Origin of the sequence: Streptomyces sp. ASQP_92, from assembly GCF_025399895.1 — a bacterium.
In the GTDB taxonomy this organism is placed as follows: domain Bacteria; phylum Actinomycetota; class Actinomycetes; order Streptomycetales; family Streptomycetaceae; genus Streptomyces.
The window spans coordinates 161,261-180,076 of the sequence record NZ_JAODUA010000014.1 but is presented as its reverse complement, the minus strand read 5'-3'; the positions used below and the strand labels follow the sequence as shown (position 1 = coordinate 180,076).

Sequence of the window (18,816 nt, the reverse complement as noted above, 5' to 3'; positions counted from 1 at the left end):
TCCGGTCACTCGACCACCAGCCGGGCTTTGATGCACGACGCAGTGCTTGGAGATATTGTCCTCAATAATATTGATGTTGTATTCGTGTGCGGTTGCCGACCGCGTCATAACCGAAGCGTGTGGTGATGGCGCGTCCGTCGGAGACCGGTTCGACCTGCTGGGTCATGCGGCCCATCGCATCGGTGGCGGTCATCGGCTCACCGGCCGGGTCGTAGGTGGCTGCGGTGGTGTGGTTGCCGGGTGTGGTGGAAGAGGTCCGGTTCCTGACCGAGGTGATTGAGTCCCATTACCCCGCTTTGTTGGCTGCGGCGGGGCCCGGGTCACGGAGCGCGCCGTGAGCACCGTGGGAGGCGATGTGGACCGCCTGCGAGGTGAAGCGTCGTTCGCTACGTTGTGCCGGGCAAGCCCGGGTGAATATTCCTCCAGGCGTAGATGCCATCGTCGGATCAACCGCCCTGGTGACCGACAGGCCAACGCTGCCGTGTACAGGATCGTGTTGCCTCGGCTCCCGGCGAAGACGGGCTCTATCGGACCGTCGACAGGAGAGAGGGGGCCATCGGCCAGGCGATGGCCCCCTGGCGATCACGTCTGATTCCGTGGTGCGCTGGTCATCCCGAAATCGAGTCCTCGTCCGCGGCGGCCGTCGGTGGGAGGAGCTGGCCTATGGGTGCTGAACAGTCGGACGCAGGACTGTGTCCCGGTGAATTTCATCCCCCGTCGAGAGCCCTTTGGATGCCTGCACCCGTCATTTCGATGACGACGGCCAGCTCCCTTAGCCCGTCAGGCAGGTTCGCACGCTGCCCTTCAGCGCCCAACAAAATGCCGTCCGGGAGGGCGATGGCCGCTCCAAGGTTGTTGGCCAGCTCAGCCACGATGTCCAGGATTCCACCGGGGGGAAAGCGATGAACGCTGATGCCGTCTGCGCTCAGGTCCACCTCCGCCTCTCCGCCGTCAGCGGCCCTGACCAATAGCTCCGCGTCGTTCTGGCCCGCATTCACGACATGAGGATCCAGTACTTCGTGGATGACTCGCTCGTCCAGTGCTTCTGCCTCGCCGTTTACAAACCGGTGCAGGGAAAGTCCATATCCCATACAGTCGTTCTCCTCTCGTTGTGTCCCAGCCGAGGATGGTGTGCGCGGCCACCGTATGCGCGGTTGCGCACACCATCCCTGTACCAGAGTTCCCCTTTACGGGGTGTGTACGACGGTGATACTCGTGATCCCCTCGTCCTTCAGCATCGCCTTAAGGCGGCAACTGCGTCTGCCTCGGAACAGTGCCAGACGATGGGTATGCCGTGTCTCTGAAATGCCTTGTTCTGCCTCTGTGCTTCTTCTGCTGCGGTCTTGAACCACGTCCTGAATTTTCCAGTCTTGGGGTCGATGAACCCGAGGTATCCGTTCTTTGCGTCAAGCAGCTTTCCGTTCCGGAACCCGTCGAACTTGACCCACCCCGATGGGGTGTCTGCGGCAAGTCTGTAGACCATGCCCGCAGGAGCCCCAGTTATCCGCATCTGGTAGGCCAAGTCGGCCGCCTTCATACTCTCGTTTTCGGCCTTCCACTCGCCGGGCCCGGTCAGGTCTGCCCAACAGCCGCTGGCGACGGCTACCGAAAGGGAAGCCTTAGCCGCTAGCGAGGGCTTCTTCAGACAGGCAGCGGCGAAGTTCTCCGAAGCGTTAGCGAGTTTCTCAAGCTTCGCCAGGGCTGCGGGGTCGATGTTATCGAGGGACTTCAGGGCGGTGAACGCGTCCCGGACTCCGACTCCGGTCGTCATCGCCGCGTCTAGAACCCGGATACCTTCGATGACCTTCTCGAACGCCTTGCCAGGGATGAAGTTGCTCAGGGCCCATGCACATCCGCTGACGCTGCCGTGCCAGCAGTCGACGAAGTCCTGGACCAGGACCGCCTTGATGACCTTGTAGGCGAGGGTCTGCTGGATGAGTTCCAGCTTGGAGAAGTAGTGGGTGACATCCTTCTGAAGCCCGGAGATGCGCTGGCTCTTGACGAGCAGGGTGGACTCGGACGGACAGCCGCTGGCTGTGTTCGGAACGTCCGGATCGGTACACATGTAGAAGTCGACCACCGCACTGAAGGTGGCCGTGAATGTGGTGGTGCAGCCTTGGAAGCCGATGTCTATGACGCACGGGTCCTGCTGTTTGGTGGCGGTGATCTCGATGCTGTCTTCTTCGACGACCCACCAGGTGCCGCCGACTCCGGTGCCTGCCCCAGTCGACACCTGCTGGTTGCTCTTGTCTTTCTCTGCCTGGTCCGCGGCTGCCTGCGCGTCCTGGGCGAGTTTGTCGGCGTCTTTGGCGGCCTGTTCGGCTGCGCCGGCCGCGGTGTTGGCGCGGTCGGCTGCGGCGCGGGCGTCCTTGGCGTCTTGTGTGGCCTTGTCTGCTGCCGCGTGTGCGGCGGTAGCGTCGAGGGCTGCCTGGTCTGCTGCGGTACGGGCGTCCCTGGCGTAACTCTCGGCGGTGCCTGCCGCGGTGTTGGCGGCGCCTGCGTCTTCGGTGGCCTGGCGGTCGTACTCGATGGCCCGGGACAGTGAGTCGGCTGCCTTGGATGCGGCATCAGCGGCGTCGGAGGCGTAGCCGAGCGCTTCGGTGGCGTACCCGCGTGCGTCGGCTGCGTAGCGGGCGGCGTTGGCCGCGTGCTGGTATGCCTCCTTGGTGTCCGCCTGGGCCTGTTCGGCGAGTGCCTGGGCGGTGGCCGCTTCTTCCTGGGCGTTCTTGGCGTGGGCTTCGGCGACAGCTCTCTGCTGTTCGGCGATGGTCCTTGAGCCCTGTCCGGCCAGGACGACCAGGCCGGCGGCCGAGTCGGTGGTGATGTACGGCGAGCCGAGTTCGATCGCGTCGTTGGCCGGCTTCGCCACCTGCACGGCCGCGTTGCCGGCATCTTCGGCTGCCTGGGCGGTGATGTGTGCGTAGCCAGCTGACTTGGCCGCCGCCTCGAAGGCTTTGGGGACTTCCTTGCTCGCCGCGTCTGCCTCGGACTTGGCCGTCTTCGCCTTCTCCTTGGCTTCGTCGGCGAGCTTGCCCGCGCTGTTGGCTTCGGAGGCGGCGTGCTGGGATGCCGCGATCGCATCGGCCTCGGCACTGGTCGCGGTGGAGACCGCCGCATCGGCCCTTACCTTTGCGGCCTGGGCTCCGTCCGCGTCGGAGCGGGCCCGCTTGGCGGCTGCCTCGGCCCGGGTGGCCGCAGCGTCAGCAGCCGCAGCAGCGGTGGAGGCGGCGTCGGCCTCCGCGTGGGCCCGGCCTGCGGCCGCCTCTGCCTCATCGGCGTGGTTAGCTGACTCATTAGCTGCGGCCCTGGATGCCTTGGCTTGATCGTCCGACTCGTGCGCCTGGGCGTATGCCTCCCGTGCATCGGCCTTGGCGCGTGCCGCGTCAGCCTTTTGCTGGGCGTCCCACGCGTCGTCCCGCTTGGCTTTGGCGTTGTTCCGTGCGGTGACCGCGGCGTTCTTTTTGTCGACCGCAGTTGCTTCGGAGGCTTCGGCTTTATCTTTGGCAGTCTTGGCGTTGCCTGCCTCGGTCTGCGCGTTCTGCCGGTGCTGGGCGGCCTCGGCCTGCTTGGCGAGGGCGTTTTCCTTCTCCGCCTTCGCCGTTGCCGACTCGGCCTCCGCCGCAAGGCGTTTGGCGTGCGCGTCGGCAGCAGCCGACTTGGCGTTGGATTCGGCCTTCAGGGTGTCGGCGAGCTTGGCCTGCGCCGTCTCCTTGTCTTTCTTGGCGTTGTCGCGGTGGATCTTCGCGGCATCGGCTGCGGCCTTGGCCTGCGCCTCGGCCGTCTCTGCAGCCTTCTTGCGGAACTCGGTCTGCACCTGAGCGGCCTGGGCGAGAGCGCGCTGGGTGATGGCCTGGCTGTCCGCCGCGGAGGCGCGGGTGGCGGCCTCGGCGGTCTCGGCAGCCGCCACCATCGCCTGGAGGGCTGCGACCGTACCCTTGGTCACCTGGTCTTTTTGCTGGCCGACCAGCAGCCCCCGGCCGCGCGGTGCGCCGGCCGTATCGGCGATCGTGTAGGCCGCCTGCTCAGCAGCATCCGAGGCGGCGGCTGCCTTCTGCGCGGCGGCGAGCTGGCCCCTGAGGGCGGCCAATTGCTGCTTGGCCGTGGCCTGTGCTCCGGTAAGGAGGCCCTTGGCCTTGTCGAACTGGGCCTGGTTCGGCTGGTCGCTGTTGTTGTGGCCGGTGGGCTTGACGTCGAACTGCTGGGACGCCGTGCCGTTGCACCGCCACAGCCACGAGTCCTTGCCATTGTCGAAGGTGTTCAGGTCCAGACACTTGCCCGCGCCTACGTTCTTCAGCGGCGAGGTGGCGCGCAGGTTGAAGTCCCACTGCTGGGCCGGCGAGCTGTTGCACGTGTAGACCTGGATCTTCGTCCGGTCGTCCGACTTGCCGCCGGCCACATCAAGGCACTTGGCGAGAAGGTTGATACCGGGCCCGCTGGAGTTGCGGAGCTGATAGTGGGAGCCGTCGAAGGCGAGCTGCCAGTTCTGCGCGGACGACCCGTTGCACGTCCACAGCTGCACTGCGGCACCGTTGGCCGTGCTGCCACCCTCGACGTCCAGGCACTTACCCTGCGCCGCATGGACTTGGATTACCGCAGGGGCGTCACCGACCCACCCGGCACCTCCGGGAGCCCAGTAGTCCTGCCACCGCGTGACATTGTCAGCAACCCATGACTGCCCGAGGATCCTGCCCAGGCTGAACGAGCCCTCCTGCAGAGCCTTCGTGGCGTCCGTGCTCGCGTTGAGGATCTGGTTGCGCTGCGTGGCCTGGCCGGTGATCTCCTGCTGCCACTCGGCATGAGCTTGAGCCACTTCCTTGCCCAAAACCCGGTCCGGGTCAATCGGGTCATGCCAGTTACAAGAAGCGAATCGCGCCTTCAAGTCTTCGACCGCGATACGGAACTCGGCGGTCCCCGGCGTCGGCGCGGTACGAGGGAACCCCCGGAGGACAGGAAGATGCGCGCGTCATCGGCGAACACCCGTGGAACGAAATACTGGTTGGGTTCGATCTTCCCGGAGTTCTTCTTCCACAGCGCCCACGCCTGCTGCTCCTGCGGCGTGCCTCCCGAGACGTACTGCTTGTCGCCGATCGTCAGCGCGGCGGCCTTAGTCTTGTCATCCGCGGTGGGCGAGTCGTCGTACCACGGGGAGAACACATCCAATGAGCTCGAATACGCCTGATACAGCCAAGGGCGCAGCCCGGTGCGGTCGAAGATGCTGCGCACCCCCGGCGACATGCCCGGAAACTCAGTGAGGTCTGTGACGGAGCTGCCCCACGCAAACTCTTCGTCACTGACCTTCTTGAGCCATTGATCACTGCTGTCGCTGTCTGCGCTCCGCGCCTGGTGCAGTGGGGTCTTGTCGTCCATGATGTCGCGGCGCAGCTTCTGGTGAAGCTGGTCGGGTGGCGAGCTGAGTGCTCCCTGCGCCAGGGCGAACATGCTGCTGCCGCCCTTGCGCAGCCCAAACGTCGCTATGCACTGATCCTCACGCAGTTTCTCGGCTGACGTGGGGTCGTAACCGTCGTAGGAATCAGCGACCAGGCCGACATCGTCTCGGCCAAGGTCGAGCGCCCCCGGCTGGATGGCCAGCCCGGCAGCAACAGCCAGGGCCGTTACGGAGGTTATGACCGAAGTCAGTACGGGTGATCTTCGCGGTCCCGCTGTACGGGACCATGAACTTAAGCGCACAGAGCATCCTTGATTCGTCGTTCACAGGACGACGACCAGGAGCTGGCCAACAGCGGGCACAGCCCGCGGTGACCACGCGCTGGCGCTGGCCCTGCAGACGAACGCCCGTGCAACACCGCGACGGCATGACAACAGAACCCTCCCCTGGGCAACGCAGCCCCCCGGCCGCCGATGAGCCGCGTGCACGTCAGTTGGTGAAGATTCCGTGCACGCGAACGCCAACCCTAAGCAGGGGGACTGACAACAGCACAGGGAATATGTTGAAACCCCGCGCCCTCCGATGCTGGAGTCGACGCGTTCCGGAACGAGGCCGAGCGTGCACAGGGCAGATGGAGTATGTGAGGTGGCTGTGAACCGGAACGCGTCGTCCAGCGCCCGCGCAAAGGGAACACGTTTCCTGAAGTGGCCTGATCTCACCCCTCACCAGGGGCGCACGGCGTTTCGCGGGCGAAGACGTGCTCGACCCGGGCGCGGACCTGCTTGGCGCCGACGGGGCATCACACGCCTGGTGCCCGGATAGCTGCCGTCCACGATCAGGACAGTATCCTTCGCGAACCGCTCGCGCGGCTGGAGGGCGAGCATCGGACCTAGCTCGATGATCCGGTCCGCCGCAGCTTGGCGAGATGCTAGCTGGGTGACTGAGGACATCGAGCCTGCGAGGCAACTGGTCTATCTCGTGCACGCAGTGACCGTGGAACTTCGTCGGCCGCACCAACGAGGAGATCCAGCAGGCCCGTTCGGACTGGATGACGGGGTCGAGGTTCGGTGAGGTGAAGGGGTACGACGGCGCGCCCATCCCGGCTCCCGAGTTGCCGGGGGTGCCGCTGAAGCCGCGGGGGAGGGTGCGCTGAGCTGCGGGAGTGACGGGAGGGGTGGCTGTGTGGGTGGGGTGAGCGGCGGAGTCGGAAGCGCCCTCTCCGCGCAGTCCCGAGCTCTCGCATTCGGCGCCGGAAGGAGAGCGAGTGCAGGGGGGAGCGCATCACCGGCCCGCTCGGCCTGGCACCGGCACGTACTTCGGCCACAACCGCGCCCGGCCGTCTGCCGGGCGCGGTTGTGGGCCGGGTTCGCGTCCGCTGGGCGGCGGCTGCGAGGCCTAAGCTTGTGTGTACGGCGAGTGAGCGGGTGGTTCGGCCGCGCTCCGGGATGGCATGGGGGTTGCGTCATGGATGTCCGGCAGAACACCGCGGCATGGAAACGCGTTGTCGATGTCGCGAGCAGCGCGGGCCGGCCGGTGGCGTTGCCCTCCGCCGGGGCCGCGTGTCTCGAAGACGTGGGCGCGGACGGGCTCGGGGTCAGTCTGATCACCGGGGGCCGGATCAGGACCGTGGCCTACGCCGCCGACGACCGCAGCTACCGGTTGGAGGACGCGCAGCTCGTGGCGGGGGAGGGCCCGTGCACCGCGGCCTACAGGCAACGCAGCGTCGTAGAGGTGGAGGTGCATTCCAGCTCGGGACAGTGGCCGGTGTTCGTGCGGACGGCCGGCGAGCTGGGCATCCGCAGCGTGGTGGCCGTGCCGCTGCTCGTCGGCAATGGTGTCCCGGTCGGTGCCATGGACCTCTACCACACCACCCGTGCCGTCCTCAGTGAGGCGGACCTCAGCAGGATCGAAGCCTACGCCCGGGTCCTCGCGCTGCTCGCCCTTGACGCTCACCCCGCGTTGATCGGCTGGGAACAGGCGGCCCCGGAGGAGGGCCCGGTCGGCTATCCGCCCATCGTGCACCAAGCGGCGGGTGCGGCCTCCGAAGCGAGCAGGGTGCCCGTGGCCGACGCTCTGGCCCGTATGCGTGCCCATGCCTTCAGCAACCGCCGGCTCCTCGAAGACGTCGCCCGCGACATCCTTGCCGGACGGCTCCGTCTTGAGGAAGACCGAGACACTCCGCCTGGCTGACCGGGCCAGCACGCGGTCGCGGATCGAGGGCGGGACGTCGACTTCGGGCAGGTCCTCGCGGCTGGATGGTGAGGGTCCAGGGGCCGCCGCCGCTCAGGGGCGGCGGCCCCTGGACGCGCGTGGGATGCGAGGCTCCCCCTCGTCGTAGCCCACGCGCGGGTCCTGAGCGGCGGAGTGGGGTTGCGGGAGAACCCCCGGGTCCTGCCACTGAGGGCCCTGGAGGCTGGGCCGCAGAACGTGTGCGCTGCGGCTCCGGCCGGGCCTTGTGGTCTTACGGGCTCGGGGTCTGGGAGCCGTCGGGGCTGACTGGTATGAGCCCCGGTATGCGCCTGCCCATCCACCGTAAAGCGGAAGGACGGATCCGGATAGTGCGCGACCGGCCAGGTTCACGGCGGACCGGCGAAGTCGAAGTGGGCACGTGGAACAGGTGGAAGTGAGCCGTTGTACGGGCCACATGCCCCGGCAGCGCCCGGCAGGAGCTCATGGAGCTCCATGGAGCTCCATGGTGAGAAACAGCCGGTGGCGGGGTCTTCGTGATGGGGGATGGTCGGCGGCAGACGGCCCGTTGTGGTGGGACGGCCGGCCTCAGGACAGGGCGCTGTGTCCGGGGACGCCGTCGACGATCTGGCGGGCGAGGTCGGACATGCGCAGGCCCTGACTACGGGCGTGGGCGCGGAAGCGGTTGAAGGCGTCGTCGGGGCTGGTGTTCCACCGTTCGGCGAGGATGCCCTTGGCCTGTTCGATGACGATCCGGCTCGTGAGTGCCGCCTGGAGCTGGTCGCGCTCGACGTAGGTCTGTTCCAGGGTGCGCTGCTGAAGGATCGCGATGGTGGCGATGTCGGCCAGCGCCTGGGCGAGCGCGGTGTGCTCCGCGGTGATTGTGCCGGGCTGGGTCTGGAAGAGGTTCATCGCGCCCACGACCCGGGTCCGTAGCCGCAGGGGCAGGGCGTGGGTGACGACGAAGCCGTTCTTCTGCGCCTGCTGGGCGAAGTGCGGGAAGGCGGAGGCGGCCTTCGGGTCCGTGAGGTCGATGTTGGTGCGCTGGAGACCGCTGCGGAAGGTGTCCACGCAGGGGCCCTGGTCGTGCTGGATGGCGAAGAGCTCCAGGAGGCGGGTGTTCTCGTCGGAGGCGGCGATGGTGTGGAGTTCGCCGTGCTCGTCACCCAGCATGATGCCGGCCGCCGAAATCCCGAGGAGTTCGACACATCGTACGGAGAGGCCCTGGAGGAATTCGATGACATCGAAGTCATCGATCAGGGAGTCCGCCAACTCCACGAAAACCTCCGCCAGACGCTGCTCGCGGCCCATGACACTCATCCCCTATCCCTGACGGGCACGTGGGGCCCGGTCTCATCGTCCTTGAATCGCAGCCGTCTGGCCACCACGTCCTGCGCGACCTCGGTGATCGGCCGGTCATGGGCGTACGCGAAGGCGCGCAGCCGCATCAGCGCCTCGGCCAGTGGCCGCCCGAGCTGCACGCTGATCATTCCGGTGGCCTGATGGACCACCGCCCGGTGCAGGACCTGCGGGGTGTCGTGTTCGCCGCCCAGGAACCGCGCGGTCAGGAGCCGGGCCACCGCGGTGGCGTCGTCGGCCTGCTCCCCGGACAGCGGCAGGGGCCGAGAGCGCACCGCGGTCATGACGCCTACCGTGATGGCACCGAGCACGAGGGGAAAGGCGAACACCGCCCGCACCGGCAGGCCCTCCAGTGCTGCCAGCAGGGCCGGCCACCGTCCGGTCCGTACCCGGGCGAGGTCGGGCACCTGCACCGGCCGGCCGGAGGTGAGAGCGTCAGGTGCCGGCCCCTCGCCCAGCGTGAACTGAAGGTCCTCGAACCGGGACGAGACGGTGCCGTGGCACCACACCAGCTCCGTATGTCCCCTGTCCAGGACCAGAGAGACGGCCAGGCCCTCGGCGTCCAACAGACGGGCGCACAGAGCAGCCAGCTGAGCGTCCGTGCGGGCATCCGATCGGAGTTCGCGCAAAACCTCGGTGGCTCGCTCGCTTACCACTACAACGTGCCCGCTTTCCGTCGGCCGACAGGCTGCGCGTGCGCGGCGGAACGCCTGTCGAAACACGTGTCCCGGACGCCGGCGAAGGGAGGAGACAACTCGGCGAGGCCGGTCCCTGCGAGCAGCAGGGGGATACTCCCTCGAGTGTAGACCAGGCGCACCCGGCCGCCCCGACCGGCGTGGGCCACGGACGGACGGCGAACAGAGCCGCCCGTCGGCGGTCGAACCGGTCTCGGTATGCCTGCCCGAGGGGCGGCCGAAGACGACGCAGCCCTGCTCGGGCCCGACTTCATGCCCCATGGGCCGACTCGCGCGGGAAGAGGCTCCCTCGGGTGGAAGGGGCGTCGCCGTCCGCGGCGGACAGGAGGCGCAGGGCCTCGGCCCTGTCGGTGCGGGGTGGAACGACGAGCAGGTCCCAGCGGCCTCTACCGGGGGCGAGCAGGCAGATCGTTTCCGGGGTGGACCGTCCGGCGGCATGGTGCAGTTCGATCACGTGGTTGGCCACGAGGAGCCGGCCCGGGAAGGACGACCAGAGGGCCGCGTTGACGGTGGCGTGGGCTATTTGCGGCCACGAGTGGGGCAACGCGCTTACCAGACGGGGCAGTTCGACGGTCAGATCGTCCGAGCGGGGCCACCATGCGCCGTCGACGCGGCGGGGGCCGCCGCCGGGTGGCATCAGGCGCAGGCGTACCGGCAGAAGGGACGAAGGGGAGGGAAGTGTGGTGGTCATGGGATTCGGGCCCTTCGGTCGGAGGAGATGGTTCAGCGGTGGGTTCGGCGCGGTCGGGTGTGGGGTCGGGCGGGCCTCGTGCGCGCAGACGCGTTCGAGCAGACGGATGACGGGAAAGGAAATGTCCTGCCCCGGTCTACGCCATGCCGGGCGTGAGCGGTGCCAGGGGAGTCTCCATGGGCGAACCCGCGGCCGAAACCGGTCGTCATCCCCGGGCGGTGCTCGTGCCGTCGTCCCGTCGGCGGGACGACGGGTGGACGAGGCGTCCCCACACCCGTTCGTGCGTCGGCCGACCACCGGCCTCGAGGACGAGCAGGGGTATGCGTCGATCGCGCTGGTGGGCGCCGCGCGCAGGCGTCCGCCTCCAACGTGAGACGCGGGCTACGGGGGCCTGCGGCCGGACATCGCGGCTTCCCGTCGTGCTCCGGACGCGGGAGGCGTCTGGCGGAGGGCGGACGGCGGGCGACGGGAGGGATTGGTCAGACACGTCGGCTCCTTGCCGGGGCGCGGGCGCTGCGGTCGGACAGGCCGGGGCTGGGGCCAGGAGAGCGAGGCGCAGGGGGTCAGTTGTTCTGGGGGAGCGGGCCGGATCCGTTGAGGTTCGGACCCGGGGTCCCGGCGGCCTTGGCGAGGTCGACGGGGTGCGGAGTCGACGGCAGTGCCGCGGCCGCGGCTTCCCTGTTGAGGAAGGCGCCCAGTTCGCCGATGGTGCTCATCAGGGGCGCGGGGAAGACGACGGTGGTGTTCTTGTCGACGCCGATCTCCACGAGGCTTTGCAGATTGCGGAGTTGGAGTGCCAGGGGGTGGGCCATCATGGTGTCGGAGGCGTCCCCGAGCGCTGCCGCGGCGAGCGATTCGCCCTCGGCGTTGATGATTTTGGCGCGCTTCTCGCGTTCGGCCTCGGCTTGCCGGGCCATCGCGCGCTTCATGCTGTCGGGCAGCTGGATGTCCTTGAGCTCCACCAGCGTGACTTCCACACCCCACTCGGCGGTCGCCACGTCGAGGATCTCGCGGATGCCCAGGTTGATGCGGTCGGTCTCCGACAGCGTCTCGTCCAGGGTGTGCTGGCCCACGACCTTACGCAGGGTGGTCTGTGCGATCTGGTTGATCGCGGCGTGCACGTTCTCGATGGCGATGACCGATTTCACGGCGTCCACGACGCGGAAGTAGGCCACGGCCGATACGTCGACGCTGACGTTGTCGCGGGTGATGATGCCCTGCGACTGGATCGGCATGGTGACGATGCGCAGCGAGACCCGGTGCAGGACGTCGACGAACGGAATGATCGTCCGCAGCCCCGGGCCACGGGTGCCGGCCAGCCGGCCGAGCCGGAAGAGCACCCCTTGCTCGTACTGTTTGACGATCTTGAGAGTCAGGGCCAGCCCCAGGAGAAGGAGCAGGGCGATGACGATGCCGAGCGAGATCACAAGCGACATGGTGGCGCTCCCATGGATGAGGGTTCACTGGGCCCGAGCGGGAGCCGCGGAAGGAGCGTGGACCGCGTGGACGGGGCGCTGATCAACGGCCGGGCTCCTGGCGGACGCGCCGCCGAGGCCGCCGAGGGCTTGAGTCACGCTGGTCGCGGTGGGTGGAAGCGGCGGACGGCTCGGCCACGCCAGGAGCCGGTCGTGCCGGGCTGCCGCGCGTTCCTCGGCCGGCCGGCTGGAAGCGGCCGTAGTGGTGCAGCGCGATCCTCTGGGAGTGCTGGGCGTTGAGGAGGTGGATCACGCGTGCCGCGGCGGCGATCAGAAGCAGGGTGATGACGATGGTCAGGGCCGTGGCCATGGCGGTCACATCCCCACCGGCAGGCGACTGACCGGGATGACGGCGTAGGTCGAGGAGGCGCCGCCCTCGTACTCCCACGCCTCCTCGCGGTCCTGGATCCGGTCGACGGCCGTCGTGTCGTGGCGGGCCGCCTCCGCGGCCATCAGGCCGCTCGCGGTGAGCTGGGGGCCGGTGCCGTCGGTCGCGGCGGCCATCAGCCGAGCGGCCGCGGGGGCGGGGGTCTCCGGTGGGACGACGAGGAGGTCCCAGCGTCCGGCCGTGTAGGACAGCAGGAGCAGCTTGTGCGGATCCTGCTCGGCCTTGAACCAGCCGGCCTTCACCACGTGTCCGGTCACGGGGATCTTTCGCGGGACGACGGGCCAGAGTCGGGGATTCACGGAGATGTGAGTGATCCGGGCCCAGCGCGGGTCCAATACGTCGATCAGCGCGGGCAGTTCACGCAACAGGTCGCGGGAGCGGGGCCACCAGGCACCGTCCAGAAGTCCGGGGGAGGCGCCGGGTGCTTTCAGTGCAACGCGCGCGGAGAGTTCGCGCTGCGGGAAGTGCCGGTCGGGCGTGGTCGCGGACATGGCGCGGACCTGTCTCCGGGGGCAATGTCCAGGGACGACACCCGGTGTTTTGGCTCACCGGGAACGACGTAGGCGTGAAGGCCGGAGTGCGAAGTGCTCCCGATGCCTCAACCGTACTCCTCGGCGGGGACGGGCGGGTGGGGACTGGTGCGGCGGTGTGGGAATCGTCCCTCAGGCGGGTCGGTTCCGGGACCGTCCGCGCCGCGAGAGCGCCCGGAGGGGCCGCTGAACTCCTCTGACACGCACGGGAGTTGGAGGTACCGAACGGTCCGGGCTGGGGCGAGGGGGGGCGGACCCGGCCGGGCTGGGCGCCCCGGGACAGGGGCCATCGGAGCCAGGGCCGGCGCCTTTCCCGTCGAGGCGTCCGTTCCTGACCGGACGAGGTCAGCCGTACTGGTCGTCGTCAGTCGCCGGGCCGTCCTCACCGGCGACGGCGGGTGCCGAACGTCCGACCGCTGGGGCCGGACGCCCGGCGCGTCATCGCGGCGGGACCGCCGATGCGCCTACATCATCGGGCGCGGACGCGGGTGCGCGTAGTAGGTGCCCACCTGCTGGTGGTAGTCGGGGTTGCCGAGGTGTTTTTCCTTGTCGAACTCGGGTGCGTTCTTGATCTGGTCCTTGGTGCGGTCTACGTAGATCTTCTTCTGCGTGGGGTCGACGCGCGCCACGACGCCGGCCGGCAGGAGGACCTGCTTGCCGAAGATCCATGGTGCGGTGTCGACGACGATGTACGCGGCGTCGACGTCCTCGGAGTGTTTGTCGACCTTGCCGATGCTGCCGTCACTCGCCTCGACCTTGTATCAGGTCAGGTCCATGCCCGCCTGGTGCGCGGTCACGGGCCGGTACGCCCACACGTTCTCGTTCACGGAAGTGCTCCTTCTCGTCGGGGGCGGGAGGGTCCTTGTAGGGACCCTCAACTACGGTTCCTGCGAAGCGAGTTGAATTTCGGGTCCGAAGATTTCCTTGGTCTTCTTCTCGCCGACTCGTTCCCGGTCGGCCCCGGCCTATCGACGGCGGCCCATCCCCTGGAGCCGCCTGTCGTCGATGGCTCGGCCCGTGCCTTCCCTCGGCCATCCAGCCAACGGCTGGGCGCCCTTGCCGAGTTGACGGCGAAGGGGGTGACGGTCCCTCTGCTCGTGCGGGTGAGGCGCCGGGAGAAGTCTCTCGGCGTACGCCGCCCGTCCCGTGGTGGTGGACGGACCTGCGGTGGCCGCCGGTGGCTGATGCGGTACGAACCACGGAAACACGGGCGGACCTCCGCTTCGCAGGAGTGCGCTCTGCGTTTCGCGGGGTCTTGGCGAAGCGAGGGGTGGGAGGAGACTCCCGGCAATCCCGGAACGTCACGGCCCAGTGCCCTGTCCGTCACTCAACGCCGCTCCCGATGTCCTGTCAATGGCCCCGCTGAGCCGCCGCGCAAGGAAGAGGCCACCGAGCCCGCTTCGTCTCGTCCCTGCCCCGACCCGCGAACCCGGCCGTATCGCGGTCGCGTTGACAGGGCGGAGCACGGGGAGTTGACTGCCAGGTACGGCGTGAGGCCATGACTTCCCGGATCATCCGGACGGCGTGCCTCCGTTCTGTTTCGCCTGGACCCTGCGGACAACAGGAGTCGCGGCCCTGCCACGCGGCGGGGACCCTGATCTTGTGGAGCGACCGCTGTCGCGGCCTGTGAGCGCCAAGACGTCGCCCGAGTCGGGGATTCGGCGGCGGTTCATGGTCGGGGCCCGGCGTATCCTCCCCGTACGCTCGGCCGGTGGCCCGTCGACTCGGGCCCGACACCGTTCGCCCCGCGGCCGGCGGCTCCGGCCCCATGTGCACCATCGACGGCTGACACCAAACAGAGGAAAGTGGCACGTAATGCTGTACGACTCCGAACGCGCACGGCAGCCCAAGGCTGATCCTTCGGACCGCACCACACGCCGCGCGTCACAGACAACCGGAACCGAGCCGGCCCAGGCTCCAGGAGACGGGCGCACCGGATCCGCCAACGCGCTACGCACCCAGGTGACGGAACACCGACTCCTCTCGGCGGATGAACGGGAGGAGCTGGCCACTCGTCTCCAGCGGGCCGTCGACAACTTCGTCGACACCCCGCATCGGGCCGTGGAGGCGGCCGACAACGCGCTCGCCGACATGGTTACCTGCCTGACGAACGCTCTCGCGGCACGCCAGCAGGGCACCTTGCGCGCGAACTGGCAAAGGCAGGAGAACCGAGTCGAGAGCGAGGCACTGCGCATCGCCCTCCAGGAGTACCGGGAGCTCACGGTCCGCATGCTGGCCCCCTGACAATCCGGCCGGACGCTTCCCTTGGGGCACCACGGGGGTCCAGCCGCGGCACGGGTGCCTGGCCGCCCCGCCTCCCAGCGGTTCGATGACGCGCCGGACATCCGACGCGGGAGGGAGTCCCGGTGCTCACGGCCTGCCCTCGCCCCGACGGTTCCGGCGGTGCGACGGCCGGGAGGACGTTTCCGCTGGATTGGGAGCCCTGTGGTGCTGAAGGACGAGTGCGCGCAGACTTGAGAAGTGAACCCGGAGTCACCGTTGTGGCAACAGATGGGGTAAGGATGATCAAGGCCGCGGATATCCGCGAGTGGCGTACACAGGCCGTCATGGACCCGGACGGGCACGGGATCGGCTCGTTGGAGGCGGTCTATGTGGACACGCGTACCGATGAACCGGCGATGGCCACGGTCCAGATCGGTCTGCCCACGCGCCACCGCCTGGTCTTCGTACCCCTGGACGGCGCGATCGTGGGACCGGGCTATGTGAAGGTCGCCTACGCAAAGGCGCTCGTGAAGAAGTGCCCGGCGATCGGCACGGACGACGTGTTGCCCGCCGAGGACGAAGCGGCGGTGTTCGCCCACTACGGCATGGCCTACCAACCCGGTGCCGGCGGCGAGCGGCAGCTCGGCCGTCGCTAGCGCCCGGAATCGGCCGAGGAGGCGTCGGCGTCATGGTCTTCTTCCTGCTCCTGGTCATCGCTGCGATCGTGCTCGGCTTCATCGGCGTGCTGGCCCATGGGCTGCTGTATCTGCTGTTCATCGCGATCGTGCTGTTCGCCGGCGCGTTGGTTCATCTCGCGTTGCGATGGCGCCACTCCGGGCGGGGCCGGGTGCGCTGACCAAGCCCGGACCGAGCTTTCCGAGGGGGCCGCGGGCCGACAGGGGCACGGAGCAGGGCCCTCGGGGGCTCCGCGGCGCGCCGACGCCGGCCGTGTTCACTGGGCAGCACGGGTAGCACCGGCAGGCACCAGGCCGATACTGACGGTGCCGGTAATCAAGGGGCAGAGCTAGGCTGTCGAGTGGCCCCGGACCCGGCTGCAACCGCGTGATTCCGCTCCGGGAGGTGGCCGATGCGTCGATGCGCGTGCCGGGCCGGCCTGACCCCGGCCGCCCGCGGGACCGCTCGTCCGGACCGCGCTCCGCTCCCGTTCACCTCGCCGGCCGACACGCGGGGCTTCCAGCCGCTGCCTCCCGCGCTTCTTCGACGCACTGGTCGCCAATGTGGCCGGTCACACGGCCCGGAGCGATGCCGGCGAGCGCGCCACTACCCGCTCCCGCCCCACCCCGGGCCCACCGCTCCCACGGCACCATCGTCTGCTGGTGCGCCCGGCCGCCCGTTCAGCACCGCTTCACCACTCCAGGCGGCCACAGATGGAGGAACCAGGACATGCCCGACAGCGAGCAGGAATCAGCCAACTACCTGAGCGACAAGGAGCTGTTGGCGCTCGACGCGCACTGGCGCGCGGCGAATTACCTGACCGTCGGCCAGATCTACCTGATGGCCAACCCGCTGCTCGACGAGCCGCTCCGTCCGGAGCACATCAAGCCGAGGCTGCTGGGCCACTGGGGTACTTCGCCCGGTCTCAACCTCGTGCACACCCACCTCAACCGCGTGATCAAGAACCACGACATGGCTGCCCTCTGTGTCTGGGGGCCCGGCCACGGGGGGCCGGCCGTCCTCGCCAACTCCTGGCTGGAGGGCAGCTATTCGCAGACGTACCCGGATGTCAGCCGTGACGCGGAGGGCATGGCGCTGCTGTTCCGCCAGTTCTCCTTCCCGGGCGGAGTGCCCAGCCATGTCGCGCCGCAGACCCCCGGATCGATTCACGAGGGCGGTGAGCTCGGCTACTCGCTCTCCCACGCCTACGGTGCCGCGCTCGACAATCCACACCTGCTGGTCGCCTGCGTGATCGGTGACGGGGAGGCCGAGACCGGGCCGCTGGCAGCCTCCTGGCACTCCAACAAGTTCCTCGACCCGGTCCACGACGGCGCGGTCCTGCCGATCCTTCACCTCAACGGGTACAAGATCGCCAACCCCTCGATACTCGCCCGACTCCCCGTCGGCGAACTCGACGACCTGTTACGTGGGCTGGGCCACGACCCGCTCCACGTCGAGGGCGACGACCCGCTCCACGTCCACGGTGCCATGGCGCAAGCCATGGACGCCGCGGTCAGCCGCATCGAGGCCATCCAGCACGGGGCCCGCCGCGAGGGCGTCACCGAACGCCACCGCTGGCCGGTGATCGTTCTGCGCACGCCCAAGGGCTGGACCGGCCCGGCCGAGGTCGACGGTCTTCTCGTGGAGGGCACCTGGCGCGCCCATCAAGTCCCCCTCGCCGCGGTCCGCGAAAACCCGCGCCACCTGGAGCAGTTGGAACAGTGGCTGCGCTCCTACCGGCCGCGTGAGCTCTTCGACGACCAGGGCCGCCCACGCGCGCAGGTGCTGGAGTACATACCCGAGGGAGCACATCGCCTCGGCGCGAGCGTGCACACCAACGGCGGCCTGCTGGTACGCGACCTCCCCATGCCGTCCCTCGAGGGGTATGCCGTGCCGGTCGACAAGCCGGGCACGATGCAGCACGAACCCACCCGGGTCCTGGGAGGTCTGCTGGAGACAGTCATGGCGCGTACGGCAGGACGACGCGACTTCAGGCTGTTCGGCCCGGACGAGACGGCCTCCAACCGTCTCCAGGACGTGTACCGGGCCACGGGCAAGGCATGGCAGGAGAAGACGCTGGCGGTGGACGAGAACCTGGACCGGCACGGCCGTGTGATGGAGATCCTGTCCGAACACACCTGCCAGGGCTGGCTCGAGGGCTATCTCCTCACCGGTCGGCACGGGGTGTTCTCCTGCTACGAAGCCTTCGTCCACATCGTGGACTCGATGGTCAACCAGCACATCAAATGGCTGCGCACCGCACGCCGGATTCCGTGGCGCCGCCCCATCGCCTCCCTCAACTACCTGCTCACCTCGCATGTGTGGCGGCAGGACAACAACGGCTTTTCGCACCAGGACCCGGGCTTCATCGACCACGTGCTCAACAAGTCCCCCGAGGTCGTGCGGGTCTACCTCCCCCCGGATGCCAACACCCTGCTCGTGGTGGCGGACCACGTGCTGCGCTCCCGCGACTACGTCAACGTGGTCGTCGCGGGCAAGCAGCCCTGCTTCGACTGGCTGACGCTCGACGAGGCCCGAGGGCACTGCGCACGGGGCGCCGGGATCTGGGACTGGGCCGGCACCGAGACCGGCGGCGAACCCGACGTCGTGCTCGCCTGTGCGGGCGACGTGCCGACCCTGGAGGTGCTGGCCGCCGCACGGCTGCTCCGCCGCCACCTACCGGATCTGGCCGTACGCGTCGTCAACGTGGTGGACCTGGCCCGGCTGCTCCCCGCCCAGGAGCATCCTCACGGCATGGCGGACGCGGAGTTCGACGCGCTGTTCACCGCCGACAAACCGGTCGTCTTCGCTTATCACGGCTACCCGTGGCTGATCCACCGCCTGGCCTACCGCCGCACCGGGCATGCCCATTTCCACGTTCGCGGCTACAAGGAGGAGGGATCCACCACCACGCCCTTCGACATGGTCGTACGCAATGACCTCGACCGCTACCGCCTGGCCATGGACGTCATCGACCGCGTCCCGGGCCTGGCGGTGCGCGCCGGGAGCATACGACAGGAACTCGCGGACACCCGGCTGCGGCACCACGCCTGGATCCGGGAACACGGCACCGATCTCCCCGAAGTCGCCGAATGGACCTGGAACTGAGCGCCGCCGACGTCCCGGCGTCGAAGGAGGGCGTGGGGGGCGTACGAGGAGGCTGTCCCCCTCGGCTCGTCCCCACGCGCAGGGAACAGGGGGGCTCCG

Annotated in this window: 15 protein-coding genes and 4 pseudogenes; 7 read left to right on the top strand and 12 right to left on the bottom strand. The window is 68.5% G+C overall.

Translation table 11 applies throughout. From position 1 onward, the window contains the following. Positions 1 to 61: 61 nt before the first annotated feature. Positions 62 to 277: a hypothetical protein gene (locus tag N4G70_RS26415; protein WP_261715253.1), complete on the bottom strand. Its 216-nt coding sequence runs from the start codon at positions 275 to 277 to the stop codon at positions 62 to 64. 51 nt (positions 278 to 328) lie between these two features. On the opposite strand from N4G70_RS26415, the pseudogene N4G70_RS37190 reads away from it, so the two are divergent. Further along, positions 329 to 592: pseudogene (locus N4G70_RS37190) on the top strand (transposase); the annotation flags it as partial. Between the two features lie 115 nt (positions 593 to 707). Here the strand turns inward: N4G70_RS37190 and N4G70_RS26410 are convergent. The 4 genes and pseudogenes from N4G70_RS26410 to N4G70_RS37185 all read right to left on the bottom strand — a co-directional run. Next, positions 708 to 1,091, bottom strand: coding sequence for a hypothetical protein (locus N4G70_RS26410; protein ID WP_261715209.1), 384 nt, complete (start codon positions 1,089 to 1,091; stop codon positions 708 to 710). A 140-nt stretch (positions 1,092 to 1,231) separates the two neighbouring features. After that, positions 1,232 to 4,879: a ricin-type beta-trefoil lectin domain protein gene (locus tag N4G70_RS26405; RefSeq protein WP_261715208.1), complete on the bottom strand. Its 3,648-nt coding sequence runs from the start codon at positions 4,877 to 4,879 to the stop codon at positions 1,232 to 1,234. Then, complete coding sequence (locus N4G70_RS26400) at positions 4,876 to 5,688, bottom strand: hypothetical protein (RefSeq protein WP_261715207.1); 813 nt, start codon at positions 5,686 to 5,688, stop codon at positions 4,876 to 4,878. Before N4G70_RS26400 ends, N4G70_RS26405 begins: the two co-directional genes overlap by 4 nt. A gap of 504 nt (positions 5,689 to 6,192) precedes the next feature. Further along, positions 6,193 to 6,306: pseudogene (locus N4G70_RS37185) on the bottom strand (IS5/IS1182 family transposase); the annotation flags it as partial. A gap of 74 nt (positions 6,307 to 6,380) precedes the next feature. Between N4G70_RS37185 and N4G70_RS26395 the strand changes: the two are divergent. Continuing rightward, a pseudogene (locus tag N4G70_RS26395) lies at positions 6,381 to 6,539 on the top strand (pirin family protein); the annotation flags it as partial. 311 nt (positions 6,540 to 6,850) lie between these two features. Continuing rightward, positions 6,851 to 7,576 (top strand): GAF domain-containing protein, encoded by a 726-nt coding sequence (locus tag N4G70_RS26390; protein WP_261715206.1) that lies wholly within the window; start codon positions 6,851 to 6,853, stop codon positions 7,574 to 7,576. A 585-nt stretch (positions 7,577 to 8,161) separates the two neighbouring features. On the opposite strand, the gene N4G70_RS26385 is transcribed toward N4G70_RS26390, so the two are convergent. The 7 genes and pseudogenes from N4G70_RS26385 to N4G70_RS26355 all read right to left on the bottom strand — a co-directional run bounded on the left by N4G70_RS26385 (position 8,162) and on the right by N4G70_RS26355 (position 13,538). Then, the gene (locus tag N4G70_RS26385) at positions 8,162 to 8,893 is read right to left on the bottom strand and encodes a GAF and ANTAR domain-containing protein (RefSeq protein WP_261715205.1); all 732 of its coding nucleotides are present in this window, start codon (positions 8,891 to 8,893) and stop codon (positions 8,162 to 8,164) included. Next, positions 8,890 to 9,561, bottom strand: coding sequence for a GAF and ANTAR domain-containing protein (locus tag N4G70_RS26380; RefSeq protein ID WP_261715204.1), 672 nt, complete (start codon positions 9,559 to 9,561; stop codon positions 8,890 to 8,892). The genes N4G70_RS26385 and N4G70_RS26380 overlap by 4 nt, the downstream gene beginning before the upstream one ends. Positions 9,562 to 9,877: 316 nt before the next feature. Continuing rightward, positions 9,878 to 10,318, bottom strand: coding sequence for a DUF5994 family protein (locus tag N4G70_RS26375; RefSeq protein ID WP_261715203.1), 441 nt, complete (start codon positions 10,316 to 10,318; stop codon positions 9,878 to 9,880). A 563-nt stretch (positions 10,319 to 10,881) separates the two neighbouring features. After that, complete coding sequence (locus N4G70_RS26370) at positions 10,882 to 11,754, bottom strand: slipin family protein (protein ID WP_261715202.1); 873 nt, start codon at positions 11,752 to 11,754, stop codon at positions 10,882 to 10,884. 82 nt (positions 11,755 to 11,836) lie between these two features. Further along, the gene (locus N4G70_RS26365; protein ID WP_261715201.1) at positions 11,837 to 12,103 is read right to left on the bottom strand and encodes a hypothetical protein; all 267 of its coding nucleotides are present in this window, start codon (positions 12,101 to 12,103) and stop codon (positions 11,837 to 11,839) included. Positions 12,104 to 12,108: 5 nt separating this feature from the next. Continuing rightward, entirely contained in the window at positions 12,109 to 12,672 is a 564-nt protein-coding gene (locus N4G70_RS26360) for a DUF5994 family protein (protein WP_261715200.1), read from the bottom strand. Between the two features lie 503 nt (positions 12,673 to 13,175). Next, a pseudogene (locus tag N4G70_RS26355) lies at positions 13,176 to 13,538 on the bottom strand (PRC-barrel domain-containing protein). Between the two features lie 1,135 nt (positions 13,539 to 14,673). Here N4G70_RS26355 and N4G70_RS26350 point away from each other — a divergent pair. The 4 genes from N4G70_RS26350 to N4G70_RS26335 all read left to right on the top strand — a co-directional run bounded on the left by N4G70_RS26350 (position 14,674) and on the right by N4G70_RS26335 (position 18,717). Further along, the gene (locus N4G70_RS26350) at positions 14,674 to 14,955 is read left to right on the top strand and encodes a hypothetical protein (protein ID WP_261715199.1); all 282 of its coding nucleotides are present in this window, start codon (positions 14,674 to 14,676) and stop codon (positions 14,953 to 14,955) included. A gap of 278 nt (positions 14,956 to 15,233) precedes the next feature. After that, positions 15,234 to 15,590: a PRC-barrel domain-containing protein gene (locus tag N4G70_RS26345; RefSeq protein WP_261715198.1), complete on the top strand. Its 357-nt coding sequence runs from the start codon at positions 15,234 to 15,236 to the stop codon at positions 15,588 to 15,590. 32 nt (positions 15,591 to 15,622) lie between these two features. After that, on the top strand, positions 15,623 to 15,790 hold the full coding sequence (locus tag N4G70_RS26340; protein ID WP_261715197.1) for a hypothetical protein: 168 nt from the start codon (positions 15,623 to 15,625) through the stop codon (positions 15,788 to 15,790). 548 nt (positions 15,791 to 16,338) lie between these two features. Further along, the gene (locus N4G70_RS26335) at positions 16,339 to 18,717 is read left to right on the top strand and encodes a phosphoketolase (RefSeq protein ID WP_261715196.1); all 2,379 of its coding nucleotides are present in this window, start codon (positions 16,339 to 16,341) and stop codon (positions 18,715 to 18,717) included. Positions 18,718 to 18,816 lie beyond the last annotated feature (99 nt).

What these genes read in the sequence shown, in the direction of transcription:
- N4G70_RS26410 (WP_261715209.1), bottom strand. Translation starts at nt 1,091, where the DNA reads ATGGGATATGGACTTTCCCTGCACCGGTTTGTAAACGGCGAGGCAGAA.
- N4G70_RS26390 (WP_261715206.1), top strand. Translation starts at nt 6,851, where the DNA reads ATGGATGTCCGGCAGAACACCGCGGCATGGAAACGCGTTGTCGATGTC.
- N4G70_RS26385 (WP_261715205.1), bottom strand. Translation starts at nt 8,893, where the DNA reads ATGAGTGTCATGGGCCGCGAGCAGCGTCTGGCGGAGGTTTTCGTGGAG.
- N4G70_RS26375 (WP_261715203.1), bottom strand. Translation starts at nt 10,318, where the DNA reads ATGACCACCACACTTCCCTCCCCTTCGTCCCTTCTGCCGGTACGCCTG.
- N4G70_RS26370 (WP_261715202.1), bottom strand. Translation starts at nt 11,754, where the DNA reads ATGTCGCTTGTGATCTCGCTCGGCATCGTCATCGCCCTGCTCCTTCTC.
- N4G70_RS26365 (WP_261715201.1), bottom strand. Translation starts at nt 12,103, where the DNA reads ATGGCCACGGCCCTGACCATCGTCATCACCCTGCTTCTGATCGCCGCC.
- N4G70_RS26360 (WP_261715200.1), bottom strand. Translation starts at nt 12,672, where the DNA reads ATGTCCGCGACCACGCCCGACCGGCACTTCCCGCAGCGCGAACTCTCC.
- N4G70_RS26345 (WP_261715198.1), top strand. Translation starts at nt 15,234, where the DNA reads ATGATCAAGGCCGCGGATATCCGCGAGTGGCGTACACAGGCCGTCATG.
- N4G70_RS26340 (WP_261715197.1), top strand. Translation starts at nt 15,623, where the DNA reads ATGGTCTTCTTCCTGCTCCTGGTCATCGCTGCGATCGTGCTCGGCTTC.
- N4G70_RS26335 (WP_261715196.1), top strand. Translation starts at nt 16,339, where the DNA reads ATGCCCGACAGCGAGCAGGAATCAGCCAACTACCTGAGCGACAAGGAG.